This is a genomic window from Burkholderia sp. Bp9031 (genome assembly GCF_003857965.1).
In the GTDB taxonomy this organism is placed as follows: Bacteria; Pseudomonadota; Gammaproteobacteria; order Burkholderiales; family Burkholderiaceae; genus Burkholderia; species Burkholderia ambifaria_A.
Genome location: NZ_QTPW01000004.1, coordinates 178,962 through 197,638, shown reverse-complemented (window position 1 = coordinate 197,638; position 18,677 = coordinate 178,962). Strand labels below are relative to the sequence as shown.

16 protein-coding genes and 1 pseudogene are annotated in these 18,677 nt (G+C 62.4%); 14 read left to right on the top strand and 3 right to left on the bottom strand.

The features are described from left to right. Positions 1-102: 102 nt before the first annotated feature. Positions 103-1,398, top strand: a complete 1,296-nt coding sequence (locus DIE15_RS07565) for an IS701 family transposase (protein WP_124832890.1) — start codon at positions 103-105, stop codon at positions 1,396-1,398. Positions 1,399-1,613: 215 nt separating this feature from the next. Here DIE15_RS07565 and DIE15_RS07560 read toward each other — a convergent pair whose 3' ends face one another. Then, positions 1,614-2,564, bottom strand: a complete 951-nt coding sequence (locus DIE15_RS07560; protein ID WP_124832820.1) for a LysR substrate-binding domain-containing protein — start codon at positions 2,562-2,564, stop codon at positions 1,614-1,616. 130 nt (positions 2,565-2,694) lie between these two features. Here DIE15_RS07560 and DIE15_RS07555 point away from each other — a divergent pair, with 130 nt between their 5' ends. The 4 genes from DIE15_RS07555 to DIE15_RS38125 all read left to right on the top strand — a co-directional run bounded on the left by DIE15_RS07555 (position 2,695) and on the right by DIE15_RS38125 (position 5,935). Then, entirely contained in the window at positions 2,695-3,882 is a 1,188-nt protein-coding gene (locus DIE15_RS07555) for an acyl-CoA dehydrogenase (protein WP_124832819.1), read from the top strand. Positions 3,883-3,888: 6 nt separating this feature from the next. Further along, complete coding sequence (locus DIE15_RS07550) at positions 3,889-5,127, top strand: CaiB/BaiF CoA-transferase family protein (RefSeq protein ID WP_124832818.1); 1,239 nt, start codon at positions 3,889-3,891, stop codon at positions 5,125-5,127. 4 nt (positions 5,128-5,131) lie between these two features. Further along, the gene (locus DIE15_RS07545) at positions 5,132-5,398 is read left to right on the top strand and encodes a hypothetical protein (protein WP_124832817.1); all 267 of its coding nucleotides are present in this window, start codon (positions 5,132-5,134) and stop codon (positions 5,396-5,398) included. A gap of 288 nt (positions 5,399-5,686) precedes the next feature. Next, the gene (locus DIE15_RS38125; protein ID WP_242431724.1) at positions 5,687-5,935 is read left to right on the top strand and encodes an Arm DNA-binding domain-containing protein; all 249 of its coding nucleotides are present in this window, start codon (positions 5,687-5,689) and stop codon (positions 5,933-5,935) included. A 236-nt stretch (positions 5,936-6,171) separates the two neighbouring features. Here DIE15_RS38125 and DIE15_RS37535 read toward each other — a convergent pair. Continuing rightward, positions 6,172-6,309 (bottom strand): annotated as a pseudogene (locus DIE15_RS37535) (IS6 family transposase); the annotation flags it as partial. Positions 6,310-6,458: 149 nt separating this feature from the next. On the opposite strand from DIE15_RS37535, the gene deoC reads away from it, so the two are divergent. The 8 genes from deoC (at position 6,459) to DIE15_RS07495 (ending at position 16,129) form a co-directional block, all read left to right on the top strand. After that, positions 6,459-7,469 (top strand): deoxyribose-phosphate aldolase, encoded by a 1,011-nt coding sequence (gene deoC, locus DIE15_RS07530; protein WP_124832816.1) that lies wholly within the window; start codon positions 6,459-6,461, stop codon positions 7,467-7,469. A 22-nt stretch (positions 7,470-7,491) separates the two neighbouring features. After that, positions 7,492-9,885, top strand: a complete 2,394-nt coding sequence (locus DIE15_RS07525) for an aldehyde dehydrogenase family protein (RefSeq protein ID WP_124832815.1) — start codon at positions 7,492-7,494, stop codon at positions 9,883-9,885. Positions 9,886-9,948: 63 nt separating this feature from the next. Further along, the gene (locus tag DIE15_RS07520; protein WP_057923907.1) at positions 9,949-10,428 is read left to right on the top strand and encodes an RbsD/FucU family protein; all 480 of its coding nucleotides are present in this window, start codon (positions 9,949-9,951) and stop codon (positions 10,426-10,428) included. Continuing rightward, on the top strand, positions 10,425-11,363 hold the full coding sequence (gene rbsK, locus DIE15_RS07515; RefSeq protein ID WP_124832814.1) for a ribokinase: 939 nt from the start codon (positions 10,425-10,427) through the stop codon (positions 11,361-11,363). The genes DIE15_RS07520 and rbsK overlap by 4 nt, the downstream gene beginning before the upstream one ends. Then, positions 11,360-12,412: an ABC transporter permease gene (locus DIE15_RS07510; RefSeq protein WP_173938471.1), complete on the top strand. Its 1,053-nt coding sequence runs from the start codon at positions 11,360-11,362 to the stop codon at positions 12,410-12,412. The genes rbsK and DIE15_RS07510 overlap by 4 nt, the downstream gene beginning before the upstream one ends. 52 nt (positions 12,413-12,464) lie before the next feature. After that, positions 12,465-13,469: a substrate-binding domain-containing protein gene (locus DIE15_RS07505; protein ID WP_057923904.1), complete on the top strand. Its 1,005-nt coding sequence runs from the start codon at positions 12,465-12,467 to the stop codon at positions 13,467-13,469. A gap of 57 nt (positions 13,470-13,526) precedes the next feature. After that, entirely contained in the window at positions 13,527-15,053 is a 1,527-nt protein-coding gene (locus DIE15_RS07500) for a sugar ABC transporter ATP-binding protein (protein WP_175825355.1), read from the top strand. A gap of 20 nt (positions 15,054-15,073) precedes the next feature. Further along, positions 15,074-16,129 (top strand): ABC transporter permease, encoded by a 1,056-nt coding sequence (locus DIE15_RS07495; RefSeq protein WP_057924137.1) that lies wholly within the window; start codon positions 15,074-15,076, stop codon positions 16,127-16,129. A 31-nt stretch (positions 16,130-16,160) separates the two neighbouring features. Here DIE15_RS07495 and DIE15_RS07490 read toward each other — a convergent pair whose 3' ends face one another. Next, complete coding sequence (locus tag DIE15_RS07490) at positions 16,161-16,892, bottom strand: DeoR family transcriptional regulator (RefSeq protein ID WP_124832812.1); 732 nt, start codon at positions 16,890-16,892, stop codon at positions 16,161-16,163. Positions 16,893-17,130: 238 nt separating this feature from the next. Between DIE15_RS07490 and DIE15_RS07485 the strand changes: the two genes are divergently transcribed. Beyond that, positions 17,131-18,675 (top strand): FGGY-family carbohydrate kinase, encoded by a 1,545-nt coding sequence (locus DIE15_RS07485; protein ID WP_057923902.1) that lies wholly within the window; start codon positions 17,131-17,133, stop codon positions 18,673-18,675. The last annotated feature ends 2 nt before the right edge of the window (positions 18,676-18,677 follow it).

The window sequence follows — 18,677 nt, the reverse complement described above, 5'->3', positions numbered from 1 at the left end:
CGGGCCGCGCTTGCTCATGCGATCGACACCATCGCGATAGTCTTACTGTGTCAATAAATTCATGCCATTATAGGAACTTCTTCATCCATGACGTGAGGAATGATGGACTGGGAGACGTCATTCGAGGCGTATCTGGAACATTTGTGTGAAGCGCTTGGGCATAGCGACCGCGAGTCAGGATTGAGAGGCTATTGCCAAGGGCTGATGCTGCCAATTCGGCGCAAGAGCGTCGAGCCGCTGGCGGCACATCTGGAACCGGAGCATGTGAGCGCGCGGCACCAGTCGCTACATCATTTCGTGGCGAAGTCGGAATGGTCCGATACGGCGCTGCTCGAGCAGGTGAGGCGCTGGGTGCTGCCGCACATGGACCCGGCTGGCGGGTTGTACTGGATTATCGACGACACGGGATTTCCCAAGAAGGGTAAGCATTCGGTCGGCGTGGCACGGCAATACTGCGGTCAGCTGGGCAAGCAGGACAACTGCCAGGTTGCGGTGAGCCTGTCGGTGGCGACGGAAGACGCGAGCCTACCGGTGTCGTATCGACTGTATCTGCCGCGTGAATGGAGCGACGATGCCGTGCGACGACAGAAAGCCGGCGTGCCCGAGGAAATCGAGTTTGCAACCAAACCAGAGATTGCGACCGGGCAGTTGCGCGACGCACGGCAAAGCGGCGCGCCCGACGGTATCGTGTTGGCCGATGCGGGCTATGGAGACGACACTTCATTTCGGGAGGCCGTCAGCGAGCTCGGGCTGCAGTATGCGGTGGGCATTCGCTCGAACACGCGCGTCTGGGCGCCGGGCACGGCTCCTCTACCGCCCGAGCCCGCCGCGGGGAAATCGGGCCGGCCACGCAGCTTGTTACGGCGCGCACCGGGGCATGAGCCGATCGGAGTCAAGGATCTGGCCTCGACGCTTGATGCCTCGCGCTATCGCAACGTGATATGGCGCGACGGTACGTGCGCCGCGCTCAGTTCGCGCTTTGCTGCCGTGCGCGTGCGTGCTTCACACCGCGATTACTGGCGCTCCACACTGCGCGATGAGGAATGGCTACTGATCGAATGGCCCGAAGGTGATGCGGAGCCACTCAAGTACTGGCTTTCGACTTTGCCCCCAGACACGCCGCTCGAACGACTGGTTCATGTCGCCAAGATGCGCTGGCGTATCGAGCGGGACTATCAGGATCTCAAGCAGGAGTTCGGCCTGGGACACTTCGAAGGACGTGGCTGGCGTGGATTCCATCACCATGCATCGTTGTGTATTGCTGCCTATGGGTTTCTTGTTGCTCAACGCCTCATTCAAGGCGACAGTAAAAAAAACTCCGCGATCCGCGACCCATTTGCCTTACCCTCGGATTACGTGCCACGCGGGTCCCCAGCGCATGCAGCGCCACGTGGCTGATTCCATCACCACGCTGCGCTGGCGTATCGCTGCATACATCACGCGCCGGCTCGAGCGATGTCCGTTTTGTTCAGCATCCAATGCTGATTTATTGACACAGTAAGAATAGTAGCGTGTAGCGAATTCCGTGCCGGGTGCGGCGGCGAAGCCGGTCAGTCACCCATGCGCTTCAGTGGACGCGCACACTCGCGAAACGCCGTTTCGATCAGATGCAGTCACGGTGCGGGCCGGTGATGTCGCGCGCCGCGTGATTGAGCCATGTGCGCAATGTTCTCGTTGTATCGTCGCGCTTCGCCGCTCAGCCATTCCCGAAACGCAGCCAGCATCGAGCTTTCCGTCTTGGCTTCCGGGTAGATCAGGAAGTACGACTTCCCGGTCGGATGTTCGTAGCGACCGACCTGCACCAGCGTCCCGCGCGATAGTTCGTCTTCGACGAGCAGTCGAGGAATCAGTGCGATTCCGATTCCGCTCGATGCCGCTTCGGCCAGCATCGAGAACAATTCATACCGCGGTCCGGACAGGTCGCCTTCCATTTCGAGTCCTTGCGCCGCGAACCACTCGCGCCATGCGTACGGTCGCGTACTTTGCTGAAGTAACCGATAGCGCCGCCAATCCGCCCGAGTCGGCTGGATGCGCGACGCGACCAGTTTCGGGCTGGCGACCGCGATCACGCTTTCCTGCATCAGCAAATCGCCGGCCGTACCGGGCCACGGCGCGGGGCCTGCGTGGAGCGACGCGTCGAACCCTGTCGCATCGAACATGAACGGACGCGGCATGGCGGTCAGATTGACGGTGATGTCCGGATGCGTATCGATGAACGCCGGCATGCGCGGCAGCAGCCAACGGGTTGCGAAGGTCGGCACGGCCGCGAGCTCCAGGGTACCGCCTTTGCCGCCCGTCGCCATCATCTCCAGCGCGTCGTATTCGATCTGATCGAGTCTCGATGCCACACGGCGGCTGTACGCCGCACCGGCTTCGGTCAGTGTCACGCCGCGCCGGGTGCGCCGAAACAGCTTCACGCCAAGAAATGCCTCGAGCACACCGATCTGACGACAGATCGCACTTTGCGTGACGGCGAGTTCGTCCGCCGCTTTCGTGAAGCTCTGGTGGCGAGCGGCGGACTCGAATGCGGACAAGGCCGTTGTGGAGGGGATCGTGCGGCGCATGATGCGTGTCCAGGTGAGTGGCGAGATCGACGAGTGATATTTTTGCACATGTTGGTGAGAACAAATCGTTTGTTTTGACGGTACGTGGCGAATAACGTTGGCGTAACACCTTCACGCTGGCGATCAACAAATGACTAATGAACACAAATCGATTTCGTTTCAGTGGGACGACCCGCTGCTGATGGACCAGCAGCTTGGCGAGGACGAACGCATGGTGCGCGATTCCGCGCACGCGTACTGTCAGGAGCGGCTGGCACCGCGCGTTCTGGATGCGTTTCGTCGCGAGGAGACCGATCGGGCGATCTTTCGCGAATTGGGCGAGCTTGGCCTGCTCGGCATCACGATTCCGGACACCTATGGCGGCGCGGGCAGCAACTACGTCAGCTATGGCCTCGTCGCGCGCGAGGTCGAACGTGTGGATTCCGGCTATCGCTCGATGATGAGCGTGCAATCGTCCCTCGTGATGGTGCCGATCCATGCATTCGGTCATGAAGCGACACGCCAGAAATACTTGCCCAAGCTGGCATCGGGGGAACTGCTCGGCTGCTTCGGCCTGACCGAGCCGAATCACGGTTCCGATCCGGGCGGCATGGCGGCGCGCGCGCGGAAGGTCGACGGCGGCTATCGCCTGACGGGCAGCAAGATGTGGATCACGAACAGCCCGATCGCGGACGTGTTCGTCGTCTGGGCGAAGGACGACGAGGGCGCGATCCGTGGCTTCGTGCTGGAGAAGGGCTGGAAGGGTTTGTCGGCGCCGGCGATTCACGGCAAGGTCGGGCTGCGTGCGTCGATCACCGGCGAGATCGTGATGGACGACGTGTTCTGTCCGGAGGAGAACGCGTTTCCGGAAGTCCGCGGCCTCAAGGGGCCGTTCACCTGCCTGAACAGCGCGCGCTACTGTATCGCGTGGGGTGCGCTCGGCGCTGCCGAGGATTGCTGGCATCGCGCTCGGCAGTACGTGCTCGATCGCAAGCAGTTCGGCCGGCCGCTTGCCGCGAACCAGCTGATCCAGAAGAAGCTTGCGGACATGCAGACCGAGATCACGCTCGGCCTGCAAGGCTGCCTGAGGCTCGGCCGGATGAAGGACGAAGGCACGGCGGCCGTCGAGATCACGTCGATCATGAAGCGGAACTCATGCGGCAAGGCGCTCGACATTGCGCGGGTCGCGCGGGACATGCTGGGCGGAAACGGGATCAGCGACGAATTCGGCATCGCACGGCACCTCGTGAACCTCGAAGTCGTCAACACGTATGAGGGTACGCGCGACATTCATGCGCTGATCCTCGGCCGGGCGATCACCGGCATTGCCGCATTCTGAGCCGCCATGGAAACGATCGCACAGCAAGGCGCATTGGCCGGCCTCCGCGTACTCGATCTGTCGCGGGTGCTGGCCGGACCGTGGGCCGGCCAGCTTCTCGCCGATCTCGGCGCCGATGTCGTCAAGGTCGAGCGGCCGCGGACGGGCGACGACACGCGGGCGTGGGGCCCGCCGTGGCTCCTCGATGAAGACGGACAGTCGACGGGCGAATCGGCGTACTACCTGAGCGCCAATCGCAACAAACGCTCGATCGCGGTCGATCTGAGCCGGCCGGACGGTCAGTCGCTGGTTCGGCAACTCGCGCAGCAGGCCGATATCGTGCTCGAGAATTTCAAGGCCGGTGGCCTTGCCCAGTACGGGCTGGATTACGCGACGCTCAGCGCCGAGAACCCGCGCCTGATCTACTGCTCGATTACCGGGTTCGGGCAGACGGGCCCGTATGCGTCACGTGCCGGTTACGACTTCCTGATACAAGGGATGGGCGGCCTGATGAGCGTGACGGGGCGCGCCGACGGCACGGAAGGTGCCGGCCCGGTGAAGGTCGGCGTCGCGCTGACCGACGTGATGACGGGGCTGTATGCGACCGTTGCCGTGCTGGCCGCCGTTGCCCATCGTGAGCGCACGGGGCGCGGACAACACATCGATCTGGCGCTGCTCGACGTGCAGATCGCCGCGCTCGCAAACCAGGCCGCCAATTACCTGGTCGGCGGCATCGTGCCGCGGCGGATGGGAAACGCACATCCGAACATCGTGCCATACCAGGACTTTCCGACGGCCGATGGCCACATGATCATCGCGGTCGGCAATGACAGCCAGTTCACCAGCCTCTGTGCGGTGCTCGGTCAGCCGCAATGGGCGAGCGATGCACGTTTCTCGACGAATCCTTTACGCGTACAGCATCGCGACGAACTGGTCGCGCTGATTGGCGCAGTGACCACGTGCCGGTCGACCGACGAGTGGGTCATCGCGATGGAGGAGGCGGGCGTGCCGTGCGGGCCGATCAATGGGCTCGACCGGGTATTCGTGGACGAACAGGTCAAGGCGCGCGGCATTCGTATCGAGATGCCGCATGCATCGGCCGGCAGCGTGCCGCTCGTGGCAAATCCGATCCGAATGTCCGATTCGCCGGTCCAGTATCTTCGTCCGCCGCCGCGGCTCGGCGAACAGACCGATGAGATCCTGGGCGCATGGCTGGGACTGAGTCACGACGAGATCGACGCATTGCACGAGCGAAAAATCATCTGACATCATGATTTCGATATGCGATCCTTCACTGGGCCGGGAGGCAATCTGCGAGGCACGGATGGTTGCCGCTGCAACCGCGAACGCGGACGATGCTTCGGTATGGAGATGGTTTGCGGCGATGCTCGAAGAACGGCGCATCCGCTGGCGCTTCATGTTCAACGCGTGGGTTGTTCATGTCGACCGGAAGGAAGTCGCGATCGAATCGAGCTTCTATGAGGCGATCCGATCCGCCAAGTATGAATCGGAAGAGCTTGGCCTTGGCGCACTTTAGTATGAGTTGGATTGCCGCCGCGCCGAATATGGGTAGGATCGTGGGTAGGAAGCCCTCTGCGATCGAGGGAGTCTTACCTGGCGGCCCTGAGCGAGCGATGGTTGGCATCGGCTGCCTTCCGCCCGGCAAGGCTTCCCGGGCATTCCAGCAGCTTCCGAAGGCGTCCTTTAAGTCGCTGATTTCAAATCGGTTTATGGGTGGCGACGTGCTTGCTGCTTCCGCCAGGTTTCCGCACAATTTCTGCCCGATGTATGGGCAGGAAGATGGGTAAGCGGGTAGGAGGGAGTCATGTCAGGACGACAATTACACTGGCTCGGTGCGTTGCGGGTTGCCAAGGAGGTGACTCCGGGCCATTACGCCGACGGTGGTGGTCTCTACATGCAGATCGCGGACAGTGGCGCGCATTCCCGGGTGTTCCGCTTCAGGCTCAACGGATGTGCACGGGAAATGGGCCTCGGACCTGTATCGCGCGTTTCGCTCGGAGAGGCACGGCGGCTGGCCTCGACTTCCCGTGACATGGTCAGGGGATCTGATTGATCCCATCCTCGCGCGGCGTGAACGGCAGCGCCGGCAGTTGCTCGACATCTCGTCGGATTGCGATCTGCACGGCAATCATCAACTCGACACCGGATTCTCTCCGACGATCTTCGCGCCGCGCAGCGTCACAAACCTCTCATCGAGACGCCAGGTGCTACCCGGCTTGCGCCGCACCGCTTTGACACGACGGGCAAAGCCCGCGCCGAATTTGTCGCACCAGCGACGGATTCATCGTTCACGACCACACCGCGCTCGAACAGCAATTCCTCAATGTCGCGCAGGCTCAGGTGGAACCGGAAATACCACCGAACCGCGTGGCTGATGACCGCCGCCGGAAGCCGGCGGTCGTGATAAAGCGATTTGGTCTTCTTCATCACTACGTCTTACCCGGCCACTTCCTCAACGTGACAGCACCCAGCCGACCAATGGAGGTTTTCCCTATGTCATGATCGTAACATCCGCGTGATACGATGATCTCAAGTTATCGGATGATGTTGTGCATCACACAACAACGAGCCTACCTATGTTCGATGAAGCATCTCATTCCGTCATCGCCTGGCCGGGTTACGCGTATGCGTCAAGCGCCCGCGCCCGCAATCCTGGCGTTCCCTTCGATCTGGCGTGGCTCGATTCGCTGCGTGTGAACAGGTCGGCGGTCGAGCAGCGTGTCGCGACGCTCGGCACGCGCCGTTCGGTCAAAAAAGATGCACAGGCCGCGTGGCTACTCAAAGCCATTACGTGCATCGATCTGACCACGCTCTCTGGGGACGACACCGCGGGTCGCGTCGAACGTTTGTGTGCAAAGGCTCGCCGCCCGGTGCGTGACGATCTGCTCGAAGCGCTTGGCATGCCGGCGCAGTCCATCACAACCGGCGCGGTCTGCGTGTATCACCGCTTTGTTGGCACTGCGGTCGCGGCGCTGGCGGGCAGCAGCATTCCGGTCGCGGCAGTGTCCACCGGTTTTCCTGCCGGACTGATTCCGCATCCGCTGAAGCTGAAAGAGATCGAAGCGTCCGTGGCGGATGGCGCCGCCGAGATCGATATCGTGGTGACGCGCGAACACGTGCTGACCGGCAATTGGCAAGCGCTGTACAACGAGATGCGCGACTTCCGCGCTGCGTGTGGCGACGCTCACGTAAAGGCGATTCTCGCCACTGGCGACATCAACACGCTGTCGAACATCGCGAAGGCGTCGATGGTCTGCATGATGGCTGGCGCCGATTTCATCAAGACGTCGACTGGCAAGGAAGGTGTCAACGCGACGCTCGCCGTGTCGCTCGTGATGGTGCGCATGATCCGCGAATACTTCGAGCGCACCGGCATTGAAATCGGCTTCAAGCCGGCCGGCGGCGTGTCGACCGCGAAGTCGGTGCTGGAATACCAGATCCTGATGAAAGAAGAACTAGGAAGGCAGTGGCTCGAACCCGATCTGTTTCGCATCGGTGCATCGAGCCTGCTGGCCGATATCGAGCGGCAACTCGAGCATCACGTGACCGGCCGCTATTCCGCCTTCCATCGTCACGCTCTCGCGTGATCTCGCACAACGAAGACCCCACATGAGCGTAGCTGAATACTTTTCTTCGATGGAATACGGACCCGCCCCGGAAGACGACAAAGCCGCGCGCGCGTGGCTCGCTGAGCATGAGAACGTCTTTGGCCATTTTATCGATGGTGCTTTTCGCGTGCCGACGTCCGGCGACGGTGCCGAAACATTCGAATCCCGCGAGCCGGCGACGGGCCGGGTGCTCGCAAACATCGCGCAAGGCGACAAGGCCGATGTGAATGCAGCGGTCGTCGCCGCACGCAATGCGCAGCCTGGCTGGCAGGCATTGGGCGGCGCGGGCCGTGCGCGGCATCTGTATGCACTTGCCCGGATGGTGCAGCGGCATAGCCGGCTCTTCGCCGTGCTCGAATCGCTGGACAACGGCAAGCCGATCCGCGAGACGCGCGACATCGACATTCCGCTTGTCGCGCGGCACTTTCTGCATCACGCAGGGTGGGCACAACTCCAGGAAAGCGAACTATCGGGTTGGCAACCGCTAGGCGTCATCGGGCAGATCGTGCCTTGGAATTTTCCGCTGCTGATGCTGGCGTGGAAGATCGCGCCAGCACTGGCAACCGGCAATTGCGTGGTGCTGAAGCCCGCTGAATTTACGCCGCTGACGGCACTCCTGTTCGCGGAACTCGCCCATCGCGCGGGGCTGCCTGCGGGCGTGCTCAACGTCGTCACGGGAGACGGCCGTACCGGCGCGGCGCTGGTCGAACATCCGCAGGTGGCGAAGATTGCATTCACTGGATCGACCAGTGTCGGCCGGCAGATCCGCGCCGCGACCGCAGGCTCGGGAAAGTCGCTCACGCTCGAACTCGGCGGCAAGTCGCCGTTCATCGTCTTCGATGATGCCGATCTGGATGGCGCGGTCGAAGGCGTGGTCGACGCGATCTGGTTCAATCAGGGGCAAGTCTGCTGCGCGGGTTCTCGTCTCCTGGTGCAGGAAGGTGTCGAAGCGCGCTTCATCGAAAAACTGAAGCGCCGGATGGAGACGCTGCGGGTCGGCCATTCGCTGGACAAGAGCATCGACATGGGTGCCATCGTTGACGAGGTGCAGCTGGAGCGTATCAGGTCGCTCGTCGCACAAGGCGAGATGGAGGGGTGCGAGGTCTACCAGCCTGCGAATCTGCGGATGCCTGACAACGGCGTGTTTTTCCCGCCGACGCTGGTCACCAAAGTCGCGCCCGCGTCGACACTTGCGCAGGAAGAAATATTCGGACCGGTGCTGGTCGCGATGAGCTTTCGCACGCCCGACGAAGCAGTCGCGCTCGCGAACCATACACGTTACGGTCTGGCCGCGAGTGTGTGGAGCGAGACGATTGGCCGCGCGCTCGATATCGCGCCGCGTCTTGAATGCGGTGTCGTGTGGGTCAACGCGACGAACCTGTTCGATGCGGGTGTTGGCTTCGGTGGTTATCGCGAGTCGGGCTTTGGACGGGAAGGCGGCCGCGAAGGGATTTACGAGTACCTTGAGCCGCAGGCGTGGACTGATCTGCCGCTGCGCTCGAACGAACGTCACGAGGTGAAGCCCGTCGCGCAAGCCGATGTCTATCTTAGTGCGATGGATCGGACCGCGAAGCTGTTTATCGGCGGCAAGCAGGTGCGTGCGGACAACGGCAGCTCGCGCGTCGTGCGTGCACCGTCCGGGTTAGTCGTCGGAGAGGTGGCAGACGGTAGCCGCAAGGACATTCGCAATGCGGTCGCAGCGGCGCGCGGCGCGACGAAGTGGTCGCAGGCCAGCACGCACAACCGCGCTCAGATACTGTATTACCTCGCTGAAAACCTGTCTGCGCGCGGGGACGAATTCGGGCGGCAACTCGTGATTCGCGCGGGATTGGACGCCGCCGCCGCCGAACGCGAAGTCGAGGTGTCGATCACGCGGCTGTTCACGTATGCCGCATGGGCCGACAAGTTTGACGGCGCGGTCCATTCGCCGCCGTTGCGCGGCGTCGCACTCGCCATGAACGAGCCGCTTGGCGTGGTCGCCGTGATCAGTCCGGACGAAGCACCGTTGCTGGGTTTCGTGTCGTTGATTGCACCGGCGCTTGCGATGGGCAATCGGGTAGTCGTCGTGCCGAGTGAACGCTGCCCGTTGATGGCGACGGATTTCTATCAGGTCGTCGAGACGTCGGACGTGACGGCGGGGGCATTGAACATTGTCACCGGCGAACATGCCGCGCTTGCGAAGACGCTTGCGCAGCACGATGACGTCGACGCGCTCTGGAGTTTCGGCGGCGCAGCGCTCTCGACGCTTGTCGAGCGTGAATCGGTCGGCAATCTGAAGCGTACGTTCGTCGATCATGGGCGCGTGTTCGACTGGTACGACGCGTCCGCGGAAGGCTTGCCGTTCCTGCGGCAGGCGGTGCAGGTCAAGAACATCTGGATTCCGTACGGCGACTGATCGTCGCCGCTGATGGCCGCGGGATCAGACCTTCAACGGGCGCTCGCAAGATGGAGGAGATACATGCTGAAAAATATCGATCCGTTGCTCAACGCTGACGTGCTGTATGCGCTCTGCTCGATGGGCCACGGCGACGAAGTAGTCGTCTGCGATGCGAACTTCCCGGCGGATTCCGTCGCCCGTCAAACCGTGCTGGGCAAGGTGCTGCGGCTCGACGGCGCGAACGCGCCACGCGCCATTCGCGCGGTGCTGTCGGTGTTGCCGCTCGACTCGTTCGTCGAGCATCCGGCGGAGCGCATGGAAGTGGTCGGCGATGCCGATGCGTTGCCTGCAGTGCAGCGTGAAGCGCAGCGGGAAGTCGATCGCGCGGAAGGACGGTCGACGCCGTTCGCGTCGATCGAGCGCTTCGCGTTCTACGAGCGCGCAAAAAAGGCGTACTGCGTGATCGCCACCGGCGAAGCGCGCGGCTATGGCTGCTTCATTTTCAAGAAGGGCGTCGAGCTTGCGCCCGATACGCCTGCCGTTGCGGAGGCCTGTCAATGAGCGTCGTCATTCTCGGTATCTATGTGACCGACCTCAGCTTCCGCGCGAGCCGGATGCCGGCGCTCGGCGAAACGATTGCCGGCACCTCGTTCGCGATGGGCCCGGGCGGCAAGGGATCGAATCAGGCCGTGGCTGCCGCACGAGCCGGCGCGGATGTCGTGTTCTGCACGCGTATCGGCGGCGATGCATTCGGTGCAATCGCGCAATCGACGTGGGCCGCCGAAGGCATCACGGCGCGTGCGACGGTCGTCGACGACATGGCGACCGGCGCCGCGCATATCTACGTCGACGACGTCACAGGCGGCAACGCGATCATTGTTGCTGCTGGCGCTGCGGGCACACTGGGCGTTGCCGACGTCGACGCAATGGAGGCGGACATTGCAAAAGCGAAGGTGTTCGTCACGCAACTGGAACAACCCGTTCCGGCGGCGAAGCGCGGTCTCGAACTCGCGCGCCGCCACGGCGTGACGACGGTGTTCAACCCCGCGCCGGCCGTGCCGTTCGACGACGACATGTTCCCGTTGTGCGACTTCATCACGCCGAACGAAACCGAAGCGACGGCGCTCACGGGTGTGCCGATCGAAACGGTCGACGATGCCCGTCGTGCCGCCGATATCCTGCTGTCGAAGGGCGTGCGTGCGGTGATCGTGACGCTCGGCAAGGCGGGCGCGTTGCTTCACACGCGTGAGGTTTCGGAGCACGTGCCCGCATTCGATTGCGGCCGTGTCGTGGAAACCGCGGGTGCCGGCGACGGCTTCGCAGGCGGATTGGCCGCGGCGCTGTCGCGCGGCGATTCTCCGCTCGATGCGGTGCGCTTCGGCTGTGCGCTGGCAAGCCTGTCGGTCACGCGAGCGGGCACCGCGCCGTCGATGCCGACGCTCGACGAGATCAACGCGGTACTCGGCGCTCACGCAGCGCTCGCGGCTCAATCATGAATGGTCTGAACATGACGTCCTGGTTCAGGGACAAACAACTGAACTTCCTGGTCGGCGTGAACCTGCTGATTGTGATCGTCGCGACTGTGCTGTCGCACGGGCAGTTCGTCGACATTGACAACCTGCAATCGATGGGTGGTCAGTTGCCTGAGCTGGGGTTGCTCGCGCTCGGCATCATGCTGTCGATGGTGTCGGGCAATGGCGGCATTGACCTGTCGGGCGTCGGGCTCGCGAATCTGTCGGGAATGGTTGCAGCGATGCTGTTGCCGCATATGGTCTCCGCCGACGATTCGCCCGCTCTCTACACTGCCGTGTTCACCGCGATCGTGCTGACGATGGGCGTGCTCGGCGGCATGCTGAACGGGATTGTCATCGCACGCCTGCGCCTGACGCCGATCCTGTGCACGCTCGGTACGTCGCTACTGTTCACCGGTATTGCCGTCGTGCTGAGCAACGGCGCGTCGGTACGGGTTGAGTACGTCGATCCGTTGTCGGCGATCGGCAACGGTACGTGGCTCCAGATTCCGATCTCGTTCGCGATTTTCGCGGTGACCGTGCTCGTGCTTGGCTGGGTGCTGAAGCGCATGCCGTTCGGTCTGCGTCTGTACCTGATGGGGACCAATCCTAAGGCGGCGTTCTACGCGGGCATTCCTCGCACCCGGATGCTGGTCATCACGTATGGCCTGTGTGGCGTGCTGGCGTCGCTTGCCGGCCTGATCAGCGCCACGCACACGTCGAGCGCAAAGTGGGACTACGGCAACTCGTATCTGTTGATCGCAATCCTGATCGCGGTGATGGGCGGCGTGAATCCATCGGGCGGCTATGGCCGCATCGTCTGCGTATTCCTCGCCGCGACGGCACTGCAATTCCTGTCGAGCCTGTTCAATCTGCTGGGCGTTTCGCAGTTTTTTGGCGATTGCGCCTGGGGTTTCCTGCTGCTTGCTTCGCTGGCGTTTGCGGGTGGCGAACGGGTTCGCACCATCTTCGGCATTGGCGGCGCACGAGCGGCGCCCAACGTGCCGCGGCCACCCGCATCGACCGGACGTTAGGTTCAACCCTGCTTTCATGTGCAGCACATTCAAACGACACAGGAGACATCGCATGAAACTGAATCGACTTGTAATCGCCGTCGCAGGTGCCGCCGTGGCGGCGGGCGCGATCCTTACGGCGCAAGCCGCGACTGACGAGACGATCGTCACGGTCGTCAAGGTGACCGGCATCAACTGGTTTAACCGGATGAACGAAGGCGTGAAGGAGTTCGGCAAGGAAAATCCGACCGTCAACGTGTATCAGACGGGGCCCGGTCGCGCGGACGCCGCTCAGCAACTGAAGATCGTCGAAGACCTGATTGCCAAGAAGGTCTCGGCGATCGCCGTTGTGCCGTTCGATCCGCCGACGCTCGAACCCGCGTTGAAGAAGGCCATGGATCGCGGCATCAAGGTCGTCACGCATGAAGCGGACAACGAGAAGAACACGATGGTTGACATCGAAGCGTTCGACAACACCGCGTACGGCGCGGGTCTGAACGAACGTCTGGCGAGCTGCATGGGGCGCAAGGGCAAGTGGGCAGTGCTGGTGGGTTCGCTCGGCAGCCGTTCGCAGGTGCAGTGGGCCGACGGCGGCATCGGCAATGCGAAGCAGAAGTACCCGAAGATGGACCTCGTCGAGCCGAAACTCGAAACCAATAACGACGGCGAACAGGCGTACAAGGTCGCGAAGGAAGTCCTGCGTAAGCATCCGGACCTGAACGGCTTCCAGGGCTCATCGTCGCTGGATGTGATCGGCATTGGCCGTGCGGTCGAAGAGGCGGGCAAGATCGGCAAGATCTGCGTGTACGGCACGGGCCTGCCGACCGAGGCCGGAAAATTCCTTGAAAGCGGCGCAATCAACGGCATCGCGTTCTGGGATCCGAAGCTCGCCGGCATCGCAATGAACAAGGTCGCGCAGATGCTCGTCGCCGGCAAAACGGTGGAGAACGGCGCGGACCTGGGCATCGTCGGCTATAACAAGGTGACCGTCAGCAAGGGACCGGGCAAGGGCATCATCGTGCGCGGGGCGGGCTGGGTCGACGTCGACAAGACGAACTACAAGCAGTATCCGTTCTGATGTGCGGCGGCGTGCGCCGACCACCGGCGCACGCCGCCCTCAACATTGCAGGTGAACATGAGTCAGGCACCGCTTCTCGAAGTCGTCGATATCCATAAGCGCTTCACCGGCGTGTATGCGCTGCGCGGCGTGAGTCTGCAGTTCGAGCGCGGGCAGATCTACCATCTGCTCGGCGAGAACGGTTGCGGCAAGAGCACGCTGATCAAGATCATCTCGGGCGCGCAGCCGCCCGACCAGGGCGAACTGGTGATCGAAGGCACGCGGCATGCGCGCCTGTCGCCTTTGGAGGCGCTGGCAGCGGGCGTCGAGACGGTCTATCAGGACCTGTCGCTGCTGCCCAACATGAGCGTCGCGGAGAACGTCGGTTTGACGGTCGAACTTGCCGAGCATAACGGCCGGCTTGCGCGGACCTTTGATCGCAAGGTGCTCGCCAAGACGGCAGCCCGCGCGCTCGCAGCGGTCGGTCTGCGGGGCGACGCCGAGTTCCAGCGTACATTGATCGAACAGTTGCCGCTCGCGACACGCCAGCTGGTCGCGATCGCGCGCGCGATCGCAAGCGAAGCGCGCTTCGTGATCATGGACGAGCCGACCACGTCGTTGACACAAAAGGAAGTCGATAACCTGATCGCGGTGCTCGCGAAGCTGCGCGCGGAGGGAGTCGCCGTGCTGTTCGTGAGCCACAAGCTCGACGAATGCTTTGCGATCGGCGGCGAGGTGATCGTGCTGCGCGATGGCCAGAAGATGGCTCAAGGCCCGATCGCCAACTTCACGAAAGCACAGATCAGCGAACTGATGACGGGCAAGCATCTGTCGACCGAGCGGTATCGCCAGGTCGCCGGTGCCGAAGCGCACGACGTGATACTCGATGTCAGGGCGCTCGGCCGCCGCAACCAGTTTGCCGATGTGTCGTTCTCGCTGTATCGCGGCGAGATCCTCGGCGTGACCGGCCTGCTCGACTCGGGCCGCAACGAACTGGCACGGGCGCTGGCAGGCGTGAGTCCTGCTGACACCGGCTCGGTGACGCTCGATGGCGACCTCGTCCGGCTGCGCACGCCATCCGATGCAAAGGTGCAGCGCATCGGCTATGTACCGGAGGATCGCCTCAACGAAGGTCTGTTTCTCGACAAGCCGATCCGCGATAACGTGATCACCGCGATGATCTCGACATTGCGCGACCGCTTCGCGCAGATCGACCGGCGCCGCGCGCGGGAACTGGCTGAGCGGACGGTAAGGGATCTTCAGATCGCGACGCCCGACATTGACAAGCCTGTGCAGTCGCTGTCCGGCGGCAACCAGCAGCGCGTGCTGATTGGCCGCTGGCTCGCGATTGATCCGCGCGTGCTGATTCTGCACGGACCGACGGTCGGCGTCGACGTTGGGTCGAAGGACATCATTTACCGGATCATGCAGCGCTTGTCGGAGCAGGGTATCGGCATCATTCTGATCAGCGACGACCTGCCCGAGTTGCTACAGAACTGCGACCGCATCCTGATGATGAAGAAAGGTCGCGTTGCGGCCGAATATCGTGCCGATGAACTCGACGAGGCCGGTCTGTATCACGCACTTCTTTCCGAGGCGGCCTGACCCACGTGAACAGCAATCTCATGAACGAATCCTTGCAATCCGCTCCGCATCCCGAGACGGCCGCCGCAGTTGAGGCAAGTGCGCCTGGCTTGCGCAAGCTCGACATGCGCGCGAGTCTGATGCGCAACCCCGAATGGTTCACCGTCGCGCTGATCGTGCTGACGTGTCTGATCGTCGGAGCGATCAATCCGCGCTTCTTCCAGTACGCGACGCTCTTCGACCTGCTGCATTCGGCGACCACCATGTCGATCTTCGCGATGGGCACGCTCGTGGTGCTCGCGTCGGGCGGCATCGATGTGTCGTTCACCGCGATTGCGGCGCTGACCATGTATTCGCTGACGAAGGCCGTTTTCGCGTGGTGGCCCGATGCGCCGTTCATGCTGATCGTGCTTGCCGGTGCGGTGGGCGGCACGCTGCTCGGCGTCGTGAACGGGATGCTGGTGCATCGGCTGAAGGCACCTTCACTGATCGTCACGATCGGCACCCAGTACCTGTTTCGCGGCGTGTTGCTGACATTCGTCGGCACGCAGTTCTTCATGAACATTCCGCATAGCATGGATCGTTTCGGCCAGTTGCCGCTGTTCTTCTACACGACCGCCGATGGGCTTCGCGCGGTGCTGCCGGTGTCGGTCGTCGCATTGGTCGTGACAGCGGTGCTGACGTGGTGGCTACTCAATCGCACGATGATGGGGCGCGGTGTGTATGCGATCGGCGGCAGTTTGCCAATCGCCGAACGGCTCGGCTACAACGCGCGGGCGATCCAACTGTTCGTGTTCGGCTATACCGGGATGCTCGCGGGCGTGGCCGGCATTCTGCATGTGTCGACGAACCGGCTCGCGAATCCGTTCGATCTGGTGGGCACCGAGCTCGATGTGATTGCTGCCGTGATTCTGGGCGGCGCGCGCATCACCGGCGGCACGGGGACCGTGATGGGCACGTTGCTCGGCGTCGCGCTCGTGACGCTGATCAATAGCGTGCTGATCCTGATCGGCGTGCCGAGCACTTGGCAGAAGGCCATTATCGGCGCCTTCATTCTCATTGCCGGGACGTTGTTCGCGCTCGGGCGGCGGAACTGACAGTCAGAGACGAACCGCGCGCGGCTTCAGGTCAGCCTGCTTGCCGCTCGCGCACCGTTTGCCCGAACTCGGTCATGATCGAATCGAACTCGTCGAGCCGGGAAAATCGTACTGCCTTGACCTTGCCGATCTTGCTCTGATCGACCACCAGGTGACGTTCGACGGCGCTCGCCATCGCCGCCTGTTTGATCGCCACCTCGTGAAAATTCCAGCAAGTCACGCCGCGTGCTTCGTCGACGCCGCCGGCCGATAGAAACGCCTTGTTGATCCCCATTCGCCGCAACGTCTCGACGCTCTCGTCGCTCGCAAACGAGTCCGACGACGGCATGTACTCTCCGCCCAGCAAAATCATCCGCACGTTCGGTTTGCGCCGTAAGACTTCTGCGACGTTCAGCGAATAGCACACCACCGTTAGACGCATATCTGCGGGGATCAGGCGTGCGAGTGCGACAAGCGTCGTCCCACAATCGATAAAGATGGTTTCGTCGTTCGCGAGCAGGCTCGCGGCAACAGCGGACGCCTCGGCCTTCGCTTGCGCGAAGTGGTCTTTTTCGTGCTCGATGGTGTAGCCCGAGGCGTTGGGCACGTCACTCGCGCTGACGATATAGCCCCCCAGATAGGTGAACTGACCTGGCGTCGCGGCGATGTCGCGTCGCACGGTCATCTCGGATACCTGAAGCAGCGTGGCGGCATCGCGCAGATGCAGGACACCTTGCGCTTTCAAGGTGTCGGCAAGCAGGCGCAAGCGATCGATTTTGGCCATCTGGCGGGGAGCGTGCGGGCCGCCGGAGAAAGGCTCGCCCGAACGTTAGAATAGAGTCATAAGATGAGAGAATTATAACAACGCGTGTCAATAGCAGGCATCTCGATGCTCAAATATTTCGCTGATCGAGTATTACAGCCGTCGTAAAACGGCCTAAGGATTCCTGGGGCGGTTTGGTATTCATGAAGCCGTGCGCCGGAGCGTTCCGACACCAAAAGCAGCACCTTATGGAGACTCTATGGACTACGTCATCGGCGTCGATATCGGCACGCAGAGCACGAAAGCGTTGCTGGTCGATCAGTACGGCGCGATCGTCGCGCAGCATGCGTCGAGCTATCAGCCGGATACGCCCAGGCCGCTATGGGCCGAGCAGTGGCCGGCGGTCTGGTTGAACGCGGTGGTGGAGTGCATCGCTGCGTGCGTCGGGAAGGCAAAGGAGGCGGGCATCGCGGCAAAGTCGATCAAGGCGGTGTGTGTGAGTAGTCTCTATGGAGGCTCCGGCATTCCAGTCGATCGCGACATGCGGCCGCTCTATCCGTGTCTGATCTGGATGGACCGGCGTGCGACCGATCAGGTCGAATGGGTACGCAACCACGTCGATCTCGAACGCCTCTACATGATCACCGGCAACGGCGTGGACAGCTATTACGGCTATACGAAGATGTTGTGGCTGCGCGAACACGAGCCGGATGTGTGGGCGCATACGCGTTACTTCCTGCCACCCAACGCGTACGTGATCTACATGCTGACCGGCGAAGTCGCTGTCGACCACAGTTCGGCGGGCAATATTGGCGGCATCTACGACATTGCCAGGCGCGACTGGTCCAACGAAGCACTCGATATGCTCGGCATTCCCGCCACGATGTTTCCGGAACGACTGGTGGCGTCGTCGGACGTGGTGGGCGGATTGCTATCGCAGTGGACAGAACAGCTTGCACTGGAAGCGGGTACGGCCATCGTCGCCGGTGGCGTCGATGCGGCGGTGGCGACGTTTGCCGCAGGCGTTACGCGCGCGGGGCAGCACGTCGCGATGATCGGCACCAGCATGTGCTGGGGGTATATCAATCAGCGCGTGGATGCGCGGCATGGCTTGATCAGCATGCCGCATGTGTTCAACGGCGAGCGCGATATCTATGTGTTCGGCGGCGCGATTACGGCGGGCGCTTCGGTCACGTGGTATCGCGAGCAGTTTTGCCAGGCGGAGACTGAAGCGGCACGCGCGACGCCGCATGGTGATCCGCATCGTTTGCTCGAAGAAGCCGCTTCGGTGATTCCGCCAGGTGCCGACGGCGTGATGTTTTTGCCGTATTTGATGGGCGAACGCAGTCCGGTGTGGGATGCCAGGGCGAGCGGTGCGTTTGTCGGCTTGAGCCTGTTTCACACGCGTGCGCATTTGTATCGAGCGGTACTCGAGGGCGTGTCGTTTGCATTGAAGCACAACATCGAAGCGGGGCGCAAAGGCGCGCAATCGCTGGACGAAAAATTGATTGTGGTCGGCGGCGCCGCGCATTCGGATTTGTGGATGCAGATCATTGCCGACATTACGGGCTATCCGGTTTATACAATCGAGCAGGAGGTGGAAGCGGCGATGGGGGCGGCGTTGCTCGCAGCGGTTGGGATCGGATTGATTTCGCGTGAAGAGGCGCAGGACGGATGGGTGACGTTGACCGCCCGCGCGCAACCAGACGCCGCGCGGATGGTTCTCTATGAGCAGCGCTTTGGCGTTTATACCGATCTGTATCCGGCTTTGAAGCCGATCATGCATCGGTTACAACCGGCGTGAGC

Excerpts from the sequence above, each read along its gene's own strand:
- DIE15_RS07565 (WP_124832890.1), top strand. The coding sequence starts at position 103 with ATGGACTGGGAGACGTCATTCGAGGCGTATCTGGAACATTTGTGTGAA.
- DIE15_RS07560 (WP_124832820.1), bottom strand. The coding sequence starts at position 2,564 with ATGCGCCGCACGATCCCCTCCACAACGGCCTTGTCCGCATTCGAGTCC.
- DIE15_RS07555 (WP_124832819.1), top strand. The coding sequence starts at position 2,695 with ATGACTAATGAACACAAATCGATTTCGTTTCAGTGGGACGACCCGCTG.
- DIE15_RS07550 (WP_124832818.1), top strand. The coding sequence starts at position 3,889 with ATGGAAACGATCGCACAGCAAGGCGCATTGGCCGGCCTCCGCGTACTC.
- DIE15_RS07545 (WP_124832817.1), top strand. The coding sequence starts at position 5,132 with ATGATTTCGATATGCGATCCTTCACTGGGCCGGGAGGCAATCTGCGAG.
- DIE15_RS38125 (WP_242431724.1), top strand. The coding sequence starts at position 5,687 with ATGTCAGGACGACAATTACACTGGCTCGGTGCGTTGCGGGTTGCCAAG.
- deoC (WP_124832816.1), top strand. The coding sequence starts at position 6,459 with ATGTTCGATGAAGCATCTCATTCCGTCATCGCCTGGCCGGGTTACGCG.
- DIE15_RS07525 (WP_124832815.1), top strand. The coding sequence starts at position 7,492 with ATGAGCGTAGCTGAATACTTTTCTTCGATGGAATACGGACCCGCCCCG.
- DIE15_RS07520 (WP_057923907.1), top strand. The coding sequence starts at position 9,949 with ATGCTGAAAAATATCGATCCGTTGCTCAACGCTGACGTGCTGTATGCG.
- rbsK (WP_124832814.1), top strand. The coding sequence starts at position 10,425 with ATGAGCGTCGTCATTCTCGGTATCTATGTGACCGACCTCAGCTTCCGC.
- DIE15_RS07510 (WP_173938471.1), top strand. The coding sequence starts at position 11,360 with ATGAATGGTCTGAACATGACGTCCTGGTTCAGGGACAAACAACTGAAC.
- DIE15_RS07505 (WP_057923904.1), top strand. The coding sequence starts at position 12,465 with ATGAAACTGAATCGACTTGTAATCGCCGTCGCAGGTGCCGCCGTGGCG.
- DIE15_RS07500 (WP_175825355.1), top strand. The coding sequence starts at position 13,527 with ATGAGTCAGGCACCGCTTCTCGAAGTCGTCGATATCCATAAGCGCTTC.
- DIE15_RS07495 (WP_057924137.1), top strand. The coding sequence starts at position 15,074 with ATGAACGAATCCTTGCAATCCGCTCCGCATCCCGAGACGGCCGCCGCA.
- DIE15_RS07490 (WP_124832812.1), bottom strand. The coding sequence starts at position 16,892 with ATGGCCAAAATCGATCGCTTGCGCCTGCTTGCCGACACCTTGAAAGCG.
- DIE15_RS07485 (WP_057923902.1), top strand. The coding sequence starts at position 17,131 with ATGGACTACGTCATCGGCGTCGATATCGGCACGCAGAGCACGAAAGCG.